Origin of the sequence: Andreprevotia lacus DSM 23236, from assembly GCF_900176275.1 — a bacterium.
Lineage (GTDB): Bacteria > Pseudomonadota > Gammaproteobacteria > Burkholderiales > Chitinibacteraceae > Andreprevotia > Andreprevotia lacus.
In genome coordinates this window covers 145,340-163,227 of the sequence record NZ_FWXD01000009.1, presented here as the reverse complement: position 1 = coordinate 163,227, position 17,888 = coordinate 145,340, and the positions used below count along the sequence as shown (strand labels likewise).

Here is a 17,888-nt window from a genome sequence, read left to right as displayed (position 1 = left end):
ACGCCGCGCGCGCGCCGCCGGCCAATGTAGTAAGGTCCAAACCATTATGGCAACGATATTTGCGAGGTGGCAAGGCGTGTTGGCGCGTATCCGGACAGCCGTCACAACGGCACAGCGCCCGGATGATAGTGTCAGACTGCTTGCCGTAAGCAAAACTTTCCCTGCAACAGACATCGCCGAATTGTATGCCTGTGGTCAACGGGATTTCGGCGAAAATTACGTGCAGGAGCTTGGCAGCAAGGCTGCAGAATTAGCGCAGCTGTCTGAATTGCGCTGGCATTTCATCGGCCCCCTGCAAAGCAACAAGACCCGCAGCGTGGCGGAAATCGCCAGCTGGGTGCATGCAGTAGACCGCCTGAAGATTGCCGAACGGCTTTCCAGCCAGCGCCCGGAACACTTGCCACCGTTGCAGGTCTGTCTGCAGGTCAATGTGTCTGGCGAGGCCAGCAAATCAGGCGTCGCGCCGGCCGAAGTCGCGGCGCTGGCGCAGGCCGTGAGCACCTTGCCACGCATGCAGTTGCGTGGCTTGATGTGTATCCCGGAAGCGACAGACGACAGCGTGCTGCTGGCCGGCCAGTTCCGCCAGCTGCGCACGCTGCTTGAGCAATTGAACGCGCAGGGCCTGCAACTCGATACGCTGTCGATGGGCATGTCGGCCGATCTGGAGCTGGCCGTTGCCGAGGGCGCGACCATGGTCCGCATCGGCACCGCCTTGTTTGGCAGGCGCAGTTAATCAACATCAAAGTACAGGGAACAGCATGAAAATCAGCTTTATCGGTGGCGGCAACATGGCAGCAGCGATGATAGGCGGGATGGTCAAGCAGGGCTTTGCCGGCACGGACATTCACGTCGTCGAACCAGATGCAGCCAAACGCGCCGAGCTGGCGCAGCAGTTCGGCATCAGCACCGGCAGCCCGGATGAGGCATTACCCGCCAGCACGGCCGTGATCTTTGCCGTCAAGCCGCAACAGCTGCGTAGCGTAGCTGCCGCACTGGCGCCGCAACTGGCTGGCTCGCTGGTGATCTCGATTGCCGCCGGCGTACGCGCCGATACGCTGGGCCGCTGGCTGGGCGGGCTGGATCGCGTGGTGCGCGTGATGCCCAACACACCTGCGCTGGTGCAGGCCGGTATCTCGGGCGCTTATGCCAGCCCCGGCGCCACGGCCGACGACAAAGCCCTGGCCGAGCGCATTCTCGGTTCGATCGGTGAAACCGTCTGGGTGGCCGACGAAGAGGAAATCGACGGTATTACCGCCATTTCCGGCTCCGGCCCGGCCTACGTGTTCTACTTCATTGAATCGCTGCAAGCTGCAGCGCGCGCGCAGGGCTTCGCGCCGGAAACGGCCCGCAAGCTGGCCTATCAGACCTTTGCCGGCGCCATCAAGCTGGCGCTGCAAAGCGATGACGACGCAGCAACCTTGCGCCAGAAGGTCACCAGCAAGGGTGGCACCACCGAGCGTGCCATCAATGCGCTGGAAAACAGCCAGGTGCGCTCGACCATCATCGCCGCCGCTTCGGCCGCCGCCGCCCGCTCGCGCGAGCTGGGCGAAGAACTGGGTCGTGACGACTAAGGGGGCTGGACACGCATGCTTGCCAATGCACTCGACGTTCTGATTCGCTGTGTGGGCGGCTTCATCATCTGGATGTTGCTGGCCCGCTTTTACCTGCTGGCGCTCAAGGCTCAGTTCAACACGCCATTCGGCCAGTTCGTGATGGCGCTGACCAACTGGATGGTACTGCCGGCGCGCCGCATCCTGCCGTCGGTCAGGCAATATGATTCGGCCACCTTCGTGCTGGCCTGGCTATGGGCCTGCGGCATGCATGTGCTGCTGTTGTGGCTGTCACCGTGGCCTTATGCCTTGCTGGCCCCGCAGGGCTTGCTGGCCATCGCGGTCACCGGCCTGCTCGAGCTGCTGCTGGTGTCGATGTATCTGCTGATGGTGGCGCTGATCGGCCAGGCCGTGCTGTCATGGTTTGCGCCGCGCCACCACCCGGCATTCTCGGTCATCAATTCGTTGACCACCCCTTTCCTGCGCCCGCTGCGTCGCGTGATTCCGCCGGTAGGTAATGTGGACATCACGCCCATGGTGCTGATGCTGGCATTGCTGGTGCTGAACGTGCTGGTAGTAGGCGCACAGCAGACCGTATTGCGCAGCATTCCGGTTGCCGCGCTGGGCTAAGCGCCAGCACGACGATGCAAAAACGGGGGCCTGGCCCCCGTTTTCTATTGCGATCACTCAGACAGGCGAGGCGGCTCAGTCCCGCCCTTCCAGCCGTCGCCCCGGGCCGACACGCGGATCAATCTCGCGATATTCGCCTTCCAGCACCGTTTCCTGGGGAACTTGTGCCACTTTATCGCGTCCCCATGGCAGCAACATCAACAAAGCAATCACATCACCAATCACGCCGGGCAACAGCAGCAGAACGGCTGCGATATAGTAACGCGCCACCCAGAACAGGCTGTGCGGTGTCAGCCGGCCGCTGCGCAGATCACCCAGCAGCGACATGCCGACGGCCAGCTTGTGATGGCGCAGCATGGTAAACCCGGCCACGGCCGCCAGCACCAGCCAGGCAACCAGCCAGCCGGTACCAATGGCCTTGGCGACCAGCACCATGGCGATCACCTCGGCAACCGGATAGGCCAGCAAGGCAAGCAACAGATAAGGCATGAATACTCCAAACGAAACGCCGGTCAACCCGGCCGATTTAAATGGGGCCATCTTGGTCATTTGCAACTGCCCCGACGCGGCCTGCGCCGAACGGCTGGCCACCGGGCTCCTGGCTGCGCGGCTGGCCGCCTGCGTGAGCCGCCCGGCCGCCGTGACCTCGACCTATCACTGGAATGGGGCCATCGAAACCGCCCAAGAGTTCCCCTTGCACATCAAAACCAGCCTTTCGGCCTGGCCACGCTTGCAGGCATGGCTGGCCGGGCAGCATCCTTACGACGTACCGGAAATCATTGCCTTGCCCATCGTGGCCGGGCTGCCTGATTATCTGGCCTGGATAAACCAAGAGGTAAACGCATGACCAGAGTGCTTTTCGCGCTGCTGCTCGCGCCGCTGTTGCTGCTGTGCAGCCAGCTGGCCCGCGCCGAGGCCGATCTGCTGCCGCCCGAGCAGGCTTTCCGGGCAGAACTGAACCGCATCGACGAGCGCACCGTCAACATCCAGTTCAGGGTGGCCGATGGCTACTACCTGTACCGCGAGCGCATGCGCTTCACCCTGCAACCCGCGGGCGACCTGGCCCCGACCTTTCCGGCCGGCGTGATCAAGGATGACCCGAGCTTTGGCAAGGTAGAGGTCTACAAGCACGACACCGCCGTGACCTTGCATGCGGCCAACCCGCTGCCGGACGATTTCCGCATTGCCGTGCGTTATCAGGGCTGTGCCGAGGCCGGCGTGTGCTATCCGCCGCAAACCACCCAGCTCAGCACTGCCAATCCCGGTATCAGCGGCAGCAAGAGCGCCGTGGACAAGCTGTTCGGCACCAAGCCGGCCCCTGCGCCGGCGGCAGACGCGCGCAGCAGCGACGCGGGCTACTTTTCTGGCTCGCCCATCACCACGCTCAGCCTTTTTTTTCTGGCCGGGCTCGGTCTTGCCTTTACAGCCTGCATGTATCCGCTGCTGCCGATCGTTTCCTCGATCGTGATCGGCGCGGGTCAGGCAGGCCGGGGCCGAGCCCTGTTGCTGACACTGACCTATAGCCAGGGTCTGGCGCTCACCTATACCGCCGTTGGCGTAGCCGCTGCGCTGACCGGCACCCTGCTGTCGGTCTGGCTGCAACAGCCGTGGGTGATCGGTGCCTTCGCGCTGTTCTTCGTCGCCATGGCGCTGTCGATGTTCGGCGTATTCAGCCTGCAGATGCCAGGCAGCCTGCAAAGCCGTTTTTCGGAATGGTCCAACCGCCTGCCGGGCGGCCGCTACCTGTCGGTTTTCGTGATGGGGGCGCTGTCGGCTGCCATCGTCGGCCCGTGCATTGCTCCGCCGCTGGCGGCAGCGCTGGCCTATATCGGCCAGCAGGGCAACGCATTGCTGGGCGGCGGCGCGCTCTACGCGATGGCACTGGGGCTGGGCGTACCGCTGGTGGTAATTGGCGTGCTGGGCAACTCCATCCTGCCGCGCCTGCCACGCTGGACCATGCGCGTGGTGCAGAACGTGTTTGGCGTGCTGCTGCTGGGCATGGCCATCTGGGTGGCCCGCCCGCTGTGGCAACCTTGGTTTGCTGGCCAGCAAGCTGCCGTTGCGTTTACGCCGGTAGCCTCCAGCCAGGCGCTGGACAGTCACCTGGGCAATGTCGGCAAACCGGTAATGCTGGATTTTTATGCCGACTGGTGCGTGAGCTGCATCGAATTCGAGCGCGAAACGCTGAGCGACCCGCGCGTGCAAGCGGCCCTGAAGGATTTCGTGGTGCTGCGGGCCGACGTCACCCGCAACAGCGCCGACGATGCCTCGCTGCTGCGCCGTTTCGGCCTGTATGGCCCGCCGGCCATGCTGTTCTTCACCGCCGGCGCCCAGGGCCCGCAACAACGCGTCATCGGCTTTCAGAATGCCGATGCCTTCCTGAAAACCCTTGAATCACTCCGGACCCGCTGATGCGCATCCTGCCCGCCCTGCTGCTTGTTACCGCCACCGTTTGCGCCGCGCCGACCGTGCTGGCCGCCAAGACCTTTTTCGATGCCAGCCTGAATGATCTGGATGGCAAGAAGCAGTCATTGGCCAAGTATCGCGGCAAGCCACTGGTGGTCAATTACTGGGCCACCTGGTGTTCGCCATGCCGCGAGGAAATACCGGAGTTCGTTGCGCTGGCAAAGAAATACGGCAAGGTGCAGTTCGTCGGCATCGCTATTGACGATGCCAAGGTGGTCGGCCAGTTTGCACGCGACTACAAGATCAACTACCCCTTGCTGGCGGATGAGACTGATGCCTTCACGCTGATCCAGCAAGAGGGTAACCAGAGCGGCGGGCTGCCCTATACGGTGATTTACGATAGCCAGGGCAACAAGGTCAGCACCAAGCTGGGCCGCATGAAGGGCGAAGTGCTGGAGGCCGTACTGAAAACGCTGAAATGAAACTGCGGGGGAAGGAACTGCAGGACTAGAACAGTTAAGTAGAAAAGAAGCGTATGCTGTTTGATATGACGGCGGGAGCTCTCGGCTGCATGCAGCCTGGAGCTTGAAGAGCTTACTTGGAGAAGGCGCAGAACACGTCGCGCAACATCGCAATCACTTCCAGCGTGCGGATGTCGCCAACGCGATAGAACACGCGATTGGCATCCTTGCGGGTGCGCAGCACGCCCTTCTCGCGCATCAACGCCAGGTGCTGGGAAATATTCGATTGCGTGGTGCCAACCTGGTCCACAATATCCTGCACGCTGACTTCCTGGTCACCCAGCACGCACAGTATCTTCAGCCGCAAAGGATGCGACATCGCCTTCATGGCCCGCGACGCCTGTTGGATATGGTCATCGCTCATCAAATCAGGGTGATTCACCGTCTTCCTCTAAGTCTTTGGTGGCACTTGTAATTCCGCCTTTGCATCATAGTACAAAAAAACGGGCATATAAGCGCTTTCTTATTTTATATCGGCGGCTAAGGCCGCTCTGTCTGGCAAATTGCGCGCAGCCAAACATGGGCAAGCGGATGCAATCGGTTAGAATACTACCCATCTTTGGAACCCCTTCGCAACGGCCCGCCAGTGGCCAGTGCCCCTTTACAAAGCGAAACCGATCATGAGCAACGTCAGCGCCGCGCCTTCCGTCAAACCCGTACTGCTTCTGATTCTCGATGGCTATGGCTACCGCGAGGAAACCCAGGACAACGCCATTGCCGCAGCGAACAAGCCCAATCTTGATCGCCTGATGGCCGAGTATCCGTGGACGCTGATCAATGCATCCGAGCACTATGTGGGCCTGCCGGACGGTCAGTTCGGCAATTCGGAAGTGGGCCACCTCAACATCGGCGCGGGTCGCGTGCTGCAACAGGACATCAGCCGCATCGACTGCGACGTAGCCGACGGCAAGCTGGGCCAGAACCCGGTATTCGCAGCCGCCATCGAAACCGCACGTGCCAGCGGCAAGACCCTGCACATCATGGGCTTGATCTCCGACGGCGGCGTGCATGCGCATGACAGCCATATCTACGCCCTGATCGGCGATGCAGCCCGCGCCGGCGTGGCAAATATTCACGTTCACGCCTTCCTCGACGGCCGCGACACGCCGCCGCGCAGCGCCGAAAAATACCTGAAGAAGCTGGACGAAGTCTGTGCCACCGCCAAGACCGCACGCGTGGTCGGCATTGTCGGCCGCTACTGGGTGATGGATCGCGACAAGCGCTGGGAGCGCGTGCACCCGGCCTACAACCTGATCACCGAAGGCCAGGGCCTGCACCACGCCGATAGCGCGCTGGCTGGTCTGGCTGACGCCTATGCGCGCAACGAGAACGACGAATTCGTCGGCGCCACCAGCATCGGCGCCCCGGCACGCATGGAAGACGGCGACGTGGTGATCTTCATGAACTTCCGCGCCGACCGCGCACGTGAAATTGCCACCGCGCTGACCGACCCGGCCTTCGACGGTTTCGAGCGTCCGCGCCAGATCAAGTTTGCCAACTTCTGTACCGCCACCAGCTACGGCGAGAGCTACAGCTTCCCGGTGGCCTATGAAAAACCCAAGGTCAAGAACAGCTTCGGCGAATTCATCGGCAGCCTGGGCCTCAAGCAGCTGCGCATTGCCGAGACCGAAAAGTATCCGCACGTCACCTACTTCCTGTCCGGCGGCGAGGAAAAGGAATTCCCGGGCGAAGACCGCATTCTGGTGCCCAGCCCCAAAGTGGCTACTTATGACCTGCAGCCGGAAATGAGCGCAGTCACCGTCACCGACAAGATTGTCGAGGCCATCGAATCGCGCCAGTACGCAGCCATCATCTGCAACTATGCCAACGGCGACATGGTGGGCCATACCGGCGTACTGTCGGCCGCAGTGACCGCAGTGGAAACGCTGGATGCCTGCGTGGGCCGCTGTGTTGAAGCCATGCAGAAGATCGGCGGCGAAGTGCTGATCTCGGCCGACCACGGCAACTGCGAGCAGATGTATGACCCGGTTGCCCACCAGCCGCATACCCAGCACACCACCGACGTGGTGCCGTTCATCTACGTGGGCCGTCCGGCTACCATCGCGCCGCGCGGCGAAGGCGCCCTCAAGGACATCGCCCCGACGCTGCTGAAGATGATGGGCCTGCCGCAACCGGAAGAAATGACCGGCCACGCGCTGATCGAGTTCAAGTAACACGGTGCGCAGCGCAATCCTCTTCCTGCTGTTGTCGACCGGTGCACTGGCTGCGCCGGCCGGCGACAACGCGCGCGCGCAATCGGCGCAAACGCAGGAAGAGCTTAAATCGCTGCACAGCCAGATCGGCGAGCTGAAAAAGAAGCTGGCCAGCAATGAATCGAACCGCAAGGAAGCGGCTGATGCATTGAAGGAATCGGAAACTGCGATTTCCGATGCCAACCGCGTGCTGACCGATCTGACGCAGAAGCGCCAGCTGACCGAGGCGCAACTGGCGCGGCTGGAAGCCGACATCGCGCAGACACGCATCCATATCCGCGCCAGCCAGCAGCGGCTGGGCGATCTGCTCAACACCCGCTACCGTGCCGGCGACCTGGAAGCGTGGAAGCTGCTGCTCAACCAGCAAGACCCGAACGAAGTCAGCCGCACGCTGGGCTATTACCGCTATCTGGTCGATGCCCAGCAACGCTTTGCCGCACGCCTGCAGGGCCAGCTCAACGAACTGAGCCGCCTTTCCGACGAAATCCGCGAGCGCAGCGCCGAGCTGAAAGCCTTGGCACGCGCCAAGGCGCAGCAGAAGGAAGAACTGGAAGGCGAGCAACAAGCCCACGCCACCCTGGTACGCCAGCTCTCCAGGCAGATCGACAGCCAGCGCAACGAAATCGAGAAACTTGCCGCCGATGAAAAACGCCTGGGCCAGCTCGTAGAGCGCCTGAACGCCATCATCAAGGAGCAGGAGCGCAAGGCGGCCATCGCCCGCGCCCGTGAAGCAGCACGGCAAAAACAGCTGGCCGAGCAACAGGCCAGACTGGCTGCCCAGCAAGCCAAGGCTGCAGCCGCCGCTGCCGCACGGGCCAAGGCCGCCGGCAAGCCCGCCCCCACCCCGCTGCCAACGCCAGCGCCGCAAGTGGTGCGCAATAACGAGCAAGTGCCGGATGCCAGCCAGGCCGGGCAAGCCTTTGCCGCACTCAAGGGCAGGCTCAAGCTGCCGGTGCGCGGCGAGATCATCAACCGCTTTGGCAGTCAGCGCGCCGAGGGCACCAGCTGGAAGGGCATCATGCTGCGCGCCACGTCGGGCCAGCCTGTCCACGCAGTCGCCAGTGGGCGCGTTGTATTTGCAGACTGGCTGCGCGGCTTTGGCAACATGATCATCGTTGACCATGGCGGTGGCTATCTCAGCCTGTATTCCGGCTGCGAGAGCCTGCTCAAGCCGGTTGGCGAAAATATCCGCGCTGGCGATGCAATTGCCACTACCGGCAACAGCGGTGGCATGGCAGACTCCGGCTTATACTTTGAAATCCGGCAGAACGGTCGTCCGCTCGACCCGATGGCCTGGGCCGGTCAATAAAAACCTGCAGCACCCATATAAACCCGCACACCAAGCCTCCACGACATGAAACATAAACTCCAGAAATTCGGTCTTCTTGCAGCCGGCGCCGGTCTGGGCGTGGCGATTTCGCTGTCCTTCAATGCGGTGGCCGACAAGAGCGCCGACGTCAATCCGCTGCCGGTGGACGAGCTGCGCACCTTCACCACCGTATTCGGTCTGGTCAAGCAAAGCTATGTCGACCCGGTGGAAGACAAGAAACTGATCAACGAAGCCATCAAGGGCATGGTGTCGGGCCTCGACCCGCACAGCACCTATCTGGATGCCGACGCCTTCAAGGACCTGCAGGAAAGCACGCAGGGCGAGTTCGGCGGCCTGGGGCTGGAAGTGAACATGGAAGACGGGCTGGTACGCATCGTCAGCCCGATCGAAGATACTCCGGCCTACAAGGCTGGCATCAAGGCGGGCGATTTCATCGTCAAGATAGATGACACGCAAGTGCAGGGCATTGCGCTGTCCGATGCGGTGAAGAAGATGCGTGGCAAACCGGGCACCAATGTAACGCTGACGGTGCTGCGCAAGGGCGAATCCAAGCCGCTGGTATTCAACCTCAAGCGTGCAGTGATCAAGACGCAAAGCGTGAAGTCCAAACTGGCCGAGCCGGGTTATGGCTATATCCGCGTCACCCAGTTCCAGGAACCGACGACCGAGAACGTCGCCAAGGCCATCGAGGCGCTGTACAAGGAAAACAAGGCACCGCTGAAAGGCTTGGTGCTGGACCTGCGCAACGATCCGGGTGGCCTGCTGAACAGCGCCGTCGGCGTGTCCGCCGCCTTCCTGCCCAAGGATGCGCTGGTGGTCTACACCGAGGGCCGCACTGCGGATGCCAAAATCCGCCTGACCGCGACCAAGGAAAACTACATGCGCGGCGGCAAGAGCGATTACTTTGCCAACACGCCCAAGGAAGTGAAGACCGTGCCGCTGGTGGTACTGGTCAACGGCGGCTCGGCATCGGCATCTGAAATCGTGGCCGGTGCGCTGCAAGACCAGAAACGTGCTTTGGTGGTCGGCACGCAGACCTTCGGCAAGGGCTCGGTGCAGACCATCCTGCCGATCGACGAAAAATCGGCGCTCAAGCTGACCACCGCGCGTTACTACACGCCGAGCGGCCGTTCCATCCAGGCCAAGGGCATCGTGCCGGACATCGAAGTCAGCGAAGCCACCGTCAATGGCGTCGAGGACAACGGCCTGCGCCTGCGCGAAGCTGATCTGGGCCACCACCTGGAAAACCCGAACGCCAAGGGCAGCGAAAAGAGCAGCGCCAAGCCGGAAGTGGTGCTGGACAAGCCGGCCAAACCGGCCAAGAGCAATGCCAGCGAGGTCGATGCCGACGGCAATACACGCGAACTGGTATCGAAGTCCGATTACCAGTTGCAACAGGCATTCAGCGTGCTCAAGGTGCAGCAACTGCTGCAGCAAAAACAGTCCGGCAGCAAGGATGCAACGATCAAGTAAGCGTCTCAGCGCCAGAAAGCCCCGCCGCAAGCGGGGCTTTTTCATGCCGTCGGTCATGGCGCGACAGGCTTATAATCGATCTCCCAGCATCACAGCCTGCCATTCCCCACCCCGCCATGACCCAGAACGCAGACGCCCTCGACGACGACCAACTGCTGCGCTACAGCCGGCATATCCTGCTGGATGAAATCGGCATCGAAGGCCAGCAGACGCTGGCGGCCAGCACCGCGCTGATCATCGGTGCCGGCGGGCTGGGTGCTCCGGCATCGCTCTACCTGGCAGCGGCTGGCGTGGGCCGGCTGGTGATCGTCGACCACGACACGGTCGAGCTGTCCAACCTGCAGCGCCAGATCGTGCACGACGCCGGCCGGCTGGGCGAGGCCAAGGCGCTGTCGGCCCAGCGCACGCTGCATGCCATCAACCCGCTGATCGAGGTCGTTCCCGTCGTTGCCCGCGCCGACGACGCTCTGCTGGCGCAATGGGTGCCACAAGCCTCGGTCGTGCTCGACTGCAGCGACAACTTCCCCACCCGCCATGCGATCAACCGCGCCTGCGTGGCCGCCTGCGTGCCGCTGGTATCCGGCGCGGCAGTGCGCTTTGATGGCCAGCTCACCAGCTTCGACCTGCGCACGCCCGGCAACCCGTGCTACCACTGCCTGTTTCCCGACGAGGGCGACGCCAGCGATGGCCCCTGCGCTACCTTTGGCGTATTCGCCCCGCTGACCGGCCTCATCGGCTGTGGCCAGGCGGCCGAAGCGCTCAAGCTCTTGCTGGGCGTGGGTGAATCGCTGGCGGGCCGGCTGCAATTGCTCGACGGCAAGACACTGCGCTGGAAGGAAATGCGCTACAAGCGCGACCCGGCCTGCCCGGTATGCGGCGACCACGCATGATCCTGCCCTGTTTGATCTTCGACATGGATGGCACGCTGGTGGACAGCGAAACACTGGGCAACCGCGCCTTGCTTGATCTGCTGCCCGATTGGGACGAAGACCTGGCTGCGATGACCGAGCGCTATCGTGGCGAAAAGCTGGCGCGCATCCTCGTCGATATCGCGCAGCGCGCGGGTGTCACGCTGCCGGATGATTTCGAAGCGCGCTACCGCGCCCACGCCGCCATGCTGATTGCGCGCGAGCTGCAAACCATGCCGGGCGTGCCAGCCATGCTCGACCAACTGCCGCACCGCCGCTGCATTGCCTCCAGCGGGCCTCCGGCCAAGATACGCCAGGCGCTGGCCGCCACCGGCATTGCGGCTCACTTCGGCGAGCGCATCTACAGCGCCTATGACGTGGGCAGCTGGAAGCCCGATCCGGGGCTGTTCCTGCACGCAGCAGCACAAATGGGCCGTGCGCCAGCCGAGTGCATCGTAATCGAGGATAGCGAGGTGGGCGTAGCAGCAGCACAGGCCGCCGGCATGCGCTGCTGCCAGTATCTGCCCGATGGCGGCACGCCGCATCCGCACGCGCTGGTTTTCGACGACATGGGACAGTTGCCGTTCCTATTGGACAAACTGGCAGCATAGCCGGCCGGCACAGCAAGATCGGCAAGGCACAAGGCACGCATTCAGCACACGATGCATGGCATGCAGCGGGCAGGAGGGCACATGACTGAAATCTTGGGAACCGGCGCACGCGCCCGGGTGATACGCGATAGCGATGACGCGCTCAAGCTGTATCAGCCGGAAACAGACAAGGCCAGCGTATTTTATGAAGCGTACATCCATGCGCTGATCGAGCCGACGGGCCTGCCCATCGCCAAAATACACGCAGTAGAACAGCGTGACGGGCAATGGGCGCTACGCATGGACCTGATCGGCGGCCCCTTGCTGGCCGATGCGTTTCTGCGGCAAGCCGACCAAGTGCCAGTGCTGCTACAACGCTTTGTTGAATTGCAGCAACGCATCCACCGCCAGCGGCTGGCACTGCCCTGCCGGCTGAAAACCCTGCTGCAGGGCAAGCTGGCCAGGCTGGCGGACCAGTTACCCAGCGACCTGTTGCGGCAACTGGCAGAACAACTGGCCGCCCTACCCGACGGCGACGCGCTCTGCCATGGCGACTATCACCCGCTCAACGTGATCGTGAACGAGGCCGGCCTGCATGTGATCGACTGGTTCGACGCCAGCTTGGGCGACCGAGCGGCCGATGTGTGCCGCAGCTATCTGATCCTGCGCATCCACGCGCCGCCGCTGGCCGCGGCCTACCTGGAAATCTACTGCGCCACCGCCGGCATTGCGCAGCAAGACGTACTGCGCTGGCTGCCCGTCATCGCGGCAGCCCGGCTCACCGAGGAGCTGAGCGCCGAACGTGACGCGCTGCTGGCGCTGCTAGCGTTGCGGTAACTTCAGCACCCTGCGTAGCCGAGCCAGCCAATCGCGCTGCGCTTGCAGCGCGGCCAGCGCATCCTTGGCACTGACCTCGGCAAAGTGCAGCGATTCGCCGGGGCGGAATTGCGCGGCACGCCACAGGTCGGCCTGGATCACCACCAGCGGCTTGGCATAGCCGCCGGTCACCTGTGCATCGGCCAACAGCAGGATGGGCTGACCGGCTTGCGGCAGCTGCACCACCCCCGGTTGCACTGCATGCGAAGGCAGCGCACCCAGCCCATGCGTCAACGGCGGACCGGCGAGCTTGGCACCCATGCGGTTGCTGTCGGGTGTCAGCCGCCACGGTGCGTGCAGTAACTGGTGTTGCGCGCTGCGCTCCAGCAACGGCCACTCCGGCCCCGGCAGCACACGCAGCGTATCGCCACGTCCGGGCGGACGGATGGCCGGTTCGCTGACGGGCAACATGCGCGCCTCACCCAGCGGCAACACATCGCCAGCCGCCAGCGCGCGCCCCTGCCAGCCACCGATGGCCGATTGCAGGGCGGTAGCCCGGCTGCCCATCACCACGGGCACCTCGATACCGCCAGCTACGCACAACAACAACCGGGCCCCCAATACGGCATAGCCTACGGCCAGCACCTGCCCGGCCTGTGCATGCAGCCGTCGCCAGCAGCCCACCGGCACGCCATCCAGCGTGGCATCGGCCAGAGCGCCGGTCAGTGCGAAGCTGCAAGCGCGATCGAAACGCAGCTGCAGCCCGCCCAGACTGATTTCGATGCCGGCCGCGCCCTGGTCGTTGCCAACCAGCAGATTGCCGAGCTGCAAGGCCAGCGCATCACACGCGCCCCCTGCCGGCAGGCCGATGCCACCATGACCGGGGCGACCAGCATCCTGTACCGAAGAAAGCGGTCCGGGTTTGAGGATGGTGACGGTCATCGCGTCACCTCGACGAAGCGCACCGTGTCACCCGGTGCCAGCAAGGCTGGCGTTGCAGCAGCGGCATCAAACAGCGACAGACTGGTGCGTCCGATCAACTGCCAGCCGCCGGGCGATGCCAGCGGATAGATGCCGGTCTGGCTGCCGGCAATGCCGATTGCACCTGCGGGCACTTTCAGACGCGGCTCGGCACGGCGCGGGCAGGCAATGCGTTCATCCAGTCCGCCCAGATAGGCAAAACCCGGCAAAAAGCCCAGGCAGAACACGGTGTAGTCGGGGGAGGTATGCAGCGCAATCACCTCGGCAACCGTCAGACCGGCATGCTCGGCCACGTGGGCAAGATCGGCGCCGGTGTAGCGCACGGGGATTTCGACCTGCTTGCCCGGCGCCGGCACGGCATCCGCACTGGCAGCCCAGGCGGTTTCCAGCGCACGCTCCAGCCTGGTGGCCTTGATGACCAGCGGATCAAAACGTGCGGTGAGGTTGCCCATGCCCAGCACCCATTCGACATCGGCATGGCGTTGCTGCAACCAGCGGCATGCGGCCCATAGCCGCTGCTGCGCCTGCAAGCCGGGTGCCACCGAAAACACCAGCGCGGCCTCACCCAGTAGTTGTATGCCCGGGTGCAGCTCCTCGTCTGTCATCGTTCTCCCCTTTCTGCCGTGCTGCGTGTTGTGCCAGCGCCCATGCCACGTGCTCGCGCAGCGTTTCATCATCGCTCTGCTGCCGTGATGCCAGCGCGGCCAGCACCCTCGGCGTACTTGGCGCGTTGCCCAGCCCCACTGCCAGATTGCGCAACCATTGCGCGTGGCCGATACGGTAAATCGCGCTGCCGGCCATGCGGCTCTGGAAGTCTGCCTCGCTCCAGGCAAACAGTTCGGCCAGCGTGATGTCGTCCAGCCCGTGGCGCACGTGGAAGTCCGCCTCGGCGGTATCCACCGCAAAGCGGTTCCACGGGCAGCATAGCTGGCAATCGTCACAGCCGTAGACCCGATTGCCGATCATGGGGCGGAATTCAACGGGAATGCTGCCCTTGAGCTCGATAGTCAGATAAGAAATGCAGCGCCGTGCATCAACGGTATAGGGGGCGACGATGGCCTGCGTCGGGCACACGTCCAGGCATTTGGTACAACGGCCGCAGTGTTCGTTCTGCTCGGGCGGGTCGGCCGGCAGCGGCAGATCGGTAAACAGTTCGCCCAGGAAAAAGTACGAGCCGTAGTCCCGGTTGATCAGCAAGGTGTGTTTGCCACGCCAGCCCAGCCCGGCCTGCTTGGCCAGCTCGACCTCCAGCACCGGCGCGGAATCAACAAACACGCGATGGCCAAACGGGCCAATCAGTGCGGTCAGCCGGTCGGCCAGCGTTTGCAGCCGGTTGCGCAACACCTTGTGGTAGTCCCGCCCCAGCGCATAGCGCGAGATATGCGCTTTTTCGCCATCGGCCATCACGGCCTCGCTGTTGGCGACAGCCGGCGGACGATACGGCAGGAACACGCTGACAACGGACTGCGTGCCCGGCACCAGTTCGGCCGGGCGGGCGCGTTTCATGCCGTGCCTTGCCATATAATCCATCTCGCCGTGATAACCGGCGTCCAGCCACGCCTGCAAGCCGGCCTCGGCGTGGCTGAGGTCAGTGCCGGTGACGGCGGCCCGGGCAAAGCCCAGCTCCAGCGCCCACGCCTTGAGCTGCGCGACCACGGCGACCGGATCGGGGCGCGCAGCATCCTGCGCCGTGACGTCGCCATCCGGCATTTGCGTTTTACTGGGATCGAGTTTCTGATGCATACCCCGAATGATAAAGCCTTGCAGCGCTTCCTTGCCGATGAAGCGGCCACCATTGCATTCGGCCATGCGCTGGCGCACGCGCTGCAACCGGGTCTGACCCTGTTTCTGGAAGGTGATCTGGGCGCAGGCAAGACCACGCTCACACGCGGCATCCTGCGCGGGCTGGGTTTCAACGGTCGGGTGAAAAGTCCCACCTACACGCTGGTTGAACCTTATGTGGTTTCGAACTTATACTTGTATCACTTTGATTTATATCGCTTTAGCGATCCATCAGAATGGGAGGACGCCGGCTTCCGGGATTACTTCAATCCAGAGTCGGTCTGCCTGATCGAATGGGCCGATAAAGCGGCGGGTATGCTGCCTGCGCCGGACTGGCTGATTACGCTGGCGCCGGAGGGCGAAGGGCGGCGTATCCACTTGATTGCAAACACGGAATTGGGAGCGGCATGCCTCGCCAAACTCGCCTCCCCGCCGGGGACACCCACCTGACCGCTGACGCGCCGGACGCGCAGCGGCGCGCGCTGCTGGGCGGCGCTGCCGCCGCGCTGATGCTGTCGGTATTGCCCCGCCGTGCGCTGGCGGCAGCCGGCAGTGGCGATGCCAAGGTGGTGGCGGTGCGCGTGTGGCCTGCCACGGCCTATACCCGTGTCACCATCGAATCGACCACCCCGCTGACCTTCAAGCAGTTCAGCCTGAAAGACCCCGAACGACTCGTCGTCGATCTGGAAGGCATAGACCTGAATGGCGAGCTGCAAAGCCTGGCCAGCAAGGTCGGCCCGGACGACCCCTATATCAAGCTGCTGCGCGCCGCGCGCAACAAGCCCGGCGTAGTGCGGCTGGTGATGGACCTGAAGGCCGAGATGAAGCCGCAGGTGTTCACGCTCGACCCTGTGGGCGACTACAAACACCGGCTGGTGATCGACCTCTACCCCGCCGTACAGAGCGACCCGCTGCTGGCGCTGCTGAATGACGATGACGACGGCAACCACATCATCAAGCGCGCCCCCGAGGCCGACCCGGTCAAGCCGCCCGAAGCCGCCAGCAACGGCAAAACCAGCACGGACAGCAAACCGGCCGACAAGCAGGCAGATGCGCCCGACGGCGGCAAGAACGGCAAGGGCAGCCGGCAGATCACCGTGGTGCTCGACCCCGGCCACGGCGGCGAAGACCCCGGCGCGGTCGGCCCAGCCGGCAACTATGAGAAAAACGTGGTGCTGTCGGTAGCCAAGAAGCTCAAGGCCTTGATCGAGAGCGAGCCGAACATGCGCGTGGTGATGACGCGCGATGCCGACTTCTTCGTGCCGTTGGGCGTTCGGGTGAAAAAAGCGCGCGCGGTCGAGGCCGACCTGTTCATTTCCATCCACGCCGATGCCTTCATCCGCCCGGATGCCAGCGGTTCATCGGTGTTCACGCTGTCCGAAGGCGGCGCCACCAGCACCGCAGCCAAATGGCTGGCCAAAACGCAGAACGACGCCGACCTGATCGGTGGCGTGAAAATCGATACCAAGGACGTGCACCTGGCGCGCGTGTTGATGGACCTGACCCAGACCGCCACCCTGAACGACAGCATGAAAATCGGCAAGGCCATGCTGGGCGAACTGGGCAGCATCAACCGCTTGCACAAGGGCAGCGTCGAACAGGCCAGCTTTGCGGTGCTGAAGGCTCCGGACATCCCGAGCATCCTGGTAGAGACGGCCTTCATCTCCAACCCGGACGAAGAACAGCGACTGATCGACGAAGGCTATCAACAAAAGCTGGCGAGCGCGCTGCACCAGGGTGTGAAGCGCTACTTTGCCAAGAACCCGCCGCTGGCGCGCACCAGGCTGGCGGTCAAATAGCCGATGCCGTCGGCAACGCTGAACCTGCTGGTGCTGTACGCAGCCGATATTGAAACCACGGCCGGCTTCTATACTGCGCTCGGGCTGGAGCTGACCGCGGAGCAGCACGGCAACGGGCCGCGCCATTACGCCAGCACCGCCGGCCCGCTGGTACTGGAAATCTACCCCGCCCGCGGGCGCACCGGAACGCGCCAATGGCATGCTGGGCTTTGGTGTGGCCGGACTCGAACCGGTACTCGCGGCGCTTGCCAGCCTGCACGCCAAGGTATTGCGGCCACCTGCACCAGGCGAGCGCGGCATGCGCTGCGTGGTGCAAGACCCGGACGGCCGCAAGGTCGAGTTGATCGCCGCCATGCCAGACACGGCGGCGTAGGCCGGATTCATGGGCCTGTGGCCCAGCCGCAGCGGCCCGCTAATGCATATGCTCGCTGCCAGCATCCGCCACGGGCGCCGCAATGCTGAACACCGCCGTCTGGCTGTCCACCGGCCGGTGCAGCGGATCAGCCAGCTCCAGCGCCACCCGGTGCAGCCCGGGTGCCAGCCCCTGTATCACCACCGGCCCTTCCATCGCGTGCACCCAGTGCCACGCATTGCCATCTACCGTCACATGCAGATGCCCCACTGGCGGGACCAGCGCCAGTGCGGCGGCGCCATAGCTGGGCGCGATTTTCATGTTCTCGGTATGAAACTGGATGATGGCGACTTTCTGCGCCGGCTGATCCGGGGTGGGTGAATCGATCACGATACGTGGTAAGGGTTTGCCCTCGGCCTGGGCAAACCCCAGCAACAGGCCCATGAAGCTGCCGAGCACTGCCAGTTTGAATGTCATGCTACGCTCCTGTGGATTAATGTAATCAACGATTACATTTACGGAGCATGCGGGCCGGAT

General features: G+C 63.5%; 21 protein-coding genes and 1 pseudogene. 16 read left to right on the top strand and 6 right to left on the bottom strand.

The genetic code is table 11. The features are described from left to right. Nucleotides 1-46: 46 nt before the first annotated feature. Genes B9A19_RS09565 through B9A19_RS09555 form a run of 3 tightly spaced genes read left to right on the top strand, consistent with a single transcriptional unit; the run spans nucleotide 47 to nucleotide 2,180 of the window. On the top strand, nucleotides 47-733 hold the full coding sequence (locus tag B9A19_RS09565; protein ID WP_084090562.1) for a YggS family pyridoxal phosphate-dependent enzyme: 687 nt from the start codon (nucleotides 47-49) through the stop codon (nucleotides 731-733). Nucleotides 734-758: 25 nt separating this feature from the next. Then, a complete protein-coding gene (proC, locus tag B9A19_RS09560) occupies nucleotides 759-1,571 on the top strand; it encodes a pyrroline-5-carboxylate reductase (protein ID WP_084090561.1) in 813 nt (270 codons plus the stop codon). A 15-nt stretch (nucleotides 1,572-1,586) separates the two neighbouring features. Then, a complete protein-coding gene (locus tag B9A19_RS09555; protein WP_084090560.1) occupies nucleotides 1,587-2,180 on the top strand; it encodes a YggT family protein in 594 nt (197 codons plus the stop codon). Nucleotides 2,181-2,255: 75 nt separating this feature from the next. Here the strand turns inward: B9A19_RS09555 and B9A19_RS09550 are convergent, their stop codons facing one another. Continuing rightward, a complete protein-coding gene (locus tag B9A19_RS09550; RefSeq protein WP_176216869.1) occupies nucleotides 2,256-2,669 on the bottom strand; it encodes an FxsA family protein in 414 nt (137 codons plus the stop codon). Between B9A19_RS09550 and cutA the strand changes: the two genes are divergently transcribed. From cutA to B9A19_RS09535, 3 genes are read left to right on the top strand one after another with little or no spacing between them, the layout of a single operon-like run. Next, nucleotides 2,668-3,027: a divalent-cation tolerance protein CutA gene (gene cutA / locus B9A19_RS09545; RefSeq protein WP_084090578.1), complete on the top strand. Its 360-nt coding sequence runs from the start codon at nucleotides 2,668-2,670 to the stop codon at nucleotides 3,025-3,027. The two genes, B9A19_RS09550 and cutA, sit on opposite strands and share 2 nt — an antisense overlap. Beyond that, on the top strand, nucleotides 3,024-4,592 hold the full coding sequence (gene dsbD, locus B9A19_RS09540) for a protein-disulfide reductase DsbD (protein WP_084090558.1): 1,569 nt from the start codon (nucleotides 3,024-3,026) through the stop codon (nucleotides 4,590-4,592). The genes cutA and dsbD overlap by 4 nt, the downstream gene beginning before the upstream one ends. Continuing rightward, entirely contained in the window at nucleotides 4,592-5,068 is a 477-nt protein-coding gene (locus tag B9A19_RS09535; protein ID WP_084090557.1) for a TlpA family protein disulfide reductase, read from the top strand. The genes dsbD and B9A19_RS09535 overlap by 1 nt, the downstream gene beginning before the upstream one ends. Before the next feature lie 112 nt (nucleotides 5,069-5,180). Here B9A19_RS09535 and B9A19_RS09530 read toward each other — a convergent pair whose 3' ends face one another. Further along, on the bottom strand, nucleotides 5,181-5,489 hold the full coding sequence (locus B9A19_RS09530) for an ArsR/SmtB family transcription factor (RefSeq protein WP_245804315.1): 309 nt from the start codon (nucleotides 5,487-5,489) through the stop codon (nucleotides 5,181-5,183). A 238-nt stretch (nucleotides 5,490-5,727) separates the two neighbouring features. Here B9A19_RS09530 and gpmI point away from each other — a divergent pair, with 238 nt between their 5' ends. From gpmI to B9A19_RS09500, 6 genes are all read left to right on the top strand, one after another. Next, nucleotides 5,728-7,281 (top strand): 2,3-bisphosphoglycerate-independent phosphoglycerate mutase, encoded by a 1,554-nt coding sequence (gene gpmI, locus B9A19_RS09525; protein ID WP_084090555.1) that lies wholly within the window; start codon nucleotides 5,728-5,730, stop codon nucleotides 7,279-7,281. Nucleotides 7,282-7,285: 4 nt separating this feature from the next. Next, the gene (locus B9A19_RS09520; protein WP_084090554.1) at nucleotides 7,286-8,629 is read left to right on the top strand and encodes a murein hydrolase activator EnvC family protein; all 1,344 of its coding nucleotides are present in this window, start codon (nucleotides 7,286-7,288) and stop codon (nucleotides 8,627-8,629) included. A 45-nt stretch (nucleotides 8,630-8,674) separates the two neighbouring features. Beyond that, the gene (locus B9A19_RS09515) at nucleotides 8,675-10,123 is read left to right on the top strand and encodes a S41 family peptidase (protein WP_084090553.1); all 1,449 of its coding nucleotides are present in this window, start codon (nucleotides 8,675-8,677) and stop codon (nucleotides 10,121-10,123) included. 116 nt (nucleotides 10,124-10,239) lie between these two features. Beyond that, nucleotides 10,240-11,013, top strand: coding sequence for a HesA/MoeB/ThiF family protein (locus tag B9A19_RS09510; RefSeq protein WP_084090552.1), 774 nt, complete (start codon nucleotides 10,240-10,242; stop codon nucleotides 11,011-11,013). Then, nucleotides 11,010-11,642: an HAD-IA family hydrolase gene (locus B9A19_RS09505; RefSeq protein ID WP_084090551.1), complete on the top strand. Its 633-nt coding sequence runs from the start codon at nucleotides 11,010-11,012 to the stop codon at nucleotides 11,640-11,642. Before B9A19_RS09510 ends, B9A19_RS09505 begins: the two co-directional genes overlap by 4 nt. Nucleotides 11,643-11,723: 81 nt before the next feature. Continuing rightward, nucleotides 11,724-12,458, top strand: coding sequence for a phosphotransferase family protein (locus B9A19_RS09500; RefSeq protein ID WP_176216868.1), 735 nt, complete (start codon nucleotides 11,724-11,726; stop codon nucleotides 12,456-12,458). On the opposite strand, the gene B9A19_RS09495 is transcribed toward B9A19_RS09500, so the two are convergent. Genes B9A19_RS09495 through queG form a run of 3 tightly spaced genes read right to left on the bottom strand, consistent with a single transcriptional unit; the run spans nucleotide 12,444 to nucleotide 15,161 of the window. Then, complete coding sequence (locus tag B9A19_RS09495) at nucleotides 12,444-13,379, bottom strand: 5-oxoprolinase subunit C family protein (RefSeq protein WP_084090549.1); 936 nt, start codon at nucleotides 13,377-13,379, stop codon at nucleotides 12,444-12,446. The two genes, B9A19_RS09500 and B9A19_RS09495, sit on opposite strands and share 15 nt — an antisense overlap. Continuing rightward, on the bottom strand, nucleotides 13,376-14,023 hold the full coding sequence (gene pxpB / locus B9A19_RS09490) for a 5-oxoprolinase subunit PxpB (protein WP_084090548.1): 648 nt from the start codon (nucleotides 14,021-14,023) through the stop codon (nucleotides 13,376-13,378). Before pxpB ends, B9A19_RS09495 begins: the two co-directional genes overlap by 4 nt. Then, nucleotides 13,980-15,161, bottom strand: a complete 1,182-nt coding sequence (queG, locus tag B9A19_RS09485) for a tRNA epoxyqueuosine(34) reductase QueG (RefSeq protein ID WP_084090547.1) — start codon at nucleotides 15,159-15,161, stop codon at nucleotides 13,980-13,982. The genes pxpB and queG overlap by 44 nt, the downstream gene beginning before the upstream one ends. Here queG and tsaE point away from each other — a divergent pair. The 4 genes and pseudogenes from tsaE to B9A19_RS22540 all read left to right on the top strand — a co-directional run bounded on the left by tsaE (nucleotide 15,156) and on the right by B9A19_RS22540 (nucleotide 17,372). Further along, nucleotides 15,156-15,650, top strand: a complete 495-nt coding sequence (gene tsaE / locus B9A19_RS09480; protein ID WP_084090546.1) for a tRNA (adenosine(37)-N6)-threonylcarbamoyltransferase complex ATPase subunit type 1 TsaE — start codon at nucleotides 15,156-15,158, stop codon at nucleotides 15,648-15,650. The genes queG and tsaE overlap by 6 nt on opposite strands. Further along, on the top strand, nucleotides 15,608-16,999 hold the full coding sequence (locus B9A19_RS09475; RefSeq protein WP_084090545.1) for an N-acetylmuramoyl-L-alanine amidase: 1,392 nt from the start codon (nucleotides 15,608-15,610) through the stop codon (nucleotides 16,997-16,999). The genes tsaE and B9A19_RS09475 overlap by 43 nt, the downstream gene beginning before the upstream one ends. Nucleotides 17,000-17,002: 3 nt before the next feature. Continuing rightward, a pseudogene (locus tag B9A19_RS23445) lies at nucleotides 17,003-17,140 on the top strand (hypothetical protein); the annotation flags it as partial. 58 nt (nucleotides 17,141-17,198) lie between these two features. Continuing rightward, the gene (locus tag B9A19_RS22540) at nucleotides 17,199-17,372 is read left to right on the top strand and encodes a VOC family protein (RefSeq protein ID WP_176216867.1); all 174 of its coding nucleotides are present in this window, start codon (nucleotides 17,199-17,201) and stop codon (nucleotides 17,370-17,372) included. A gap of 39 nt (nucleotides 17,373-17,411) precedes the next feature. On the opposite strand, the gene B9A19_RS09470 is transcribed toward B9A19_RS22540, so the two are convergent. Continuing rightward, entirely contained in the window at nucleotides 17,412-17,828 is a 417-nt protein-coding gene (locus B9A19_RS09470; protein WP_084090544.1) for a DUF6130 family protein, read from the bottom strand. Nucleotides 17,829-17,888: the final 60 nt, after the last annotated feature.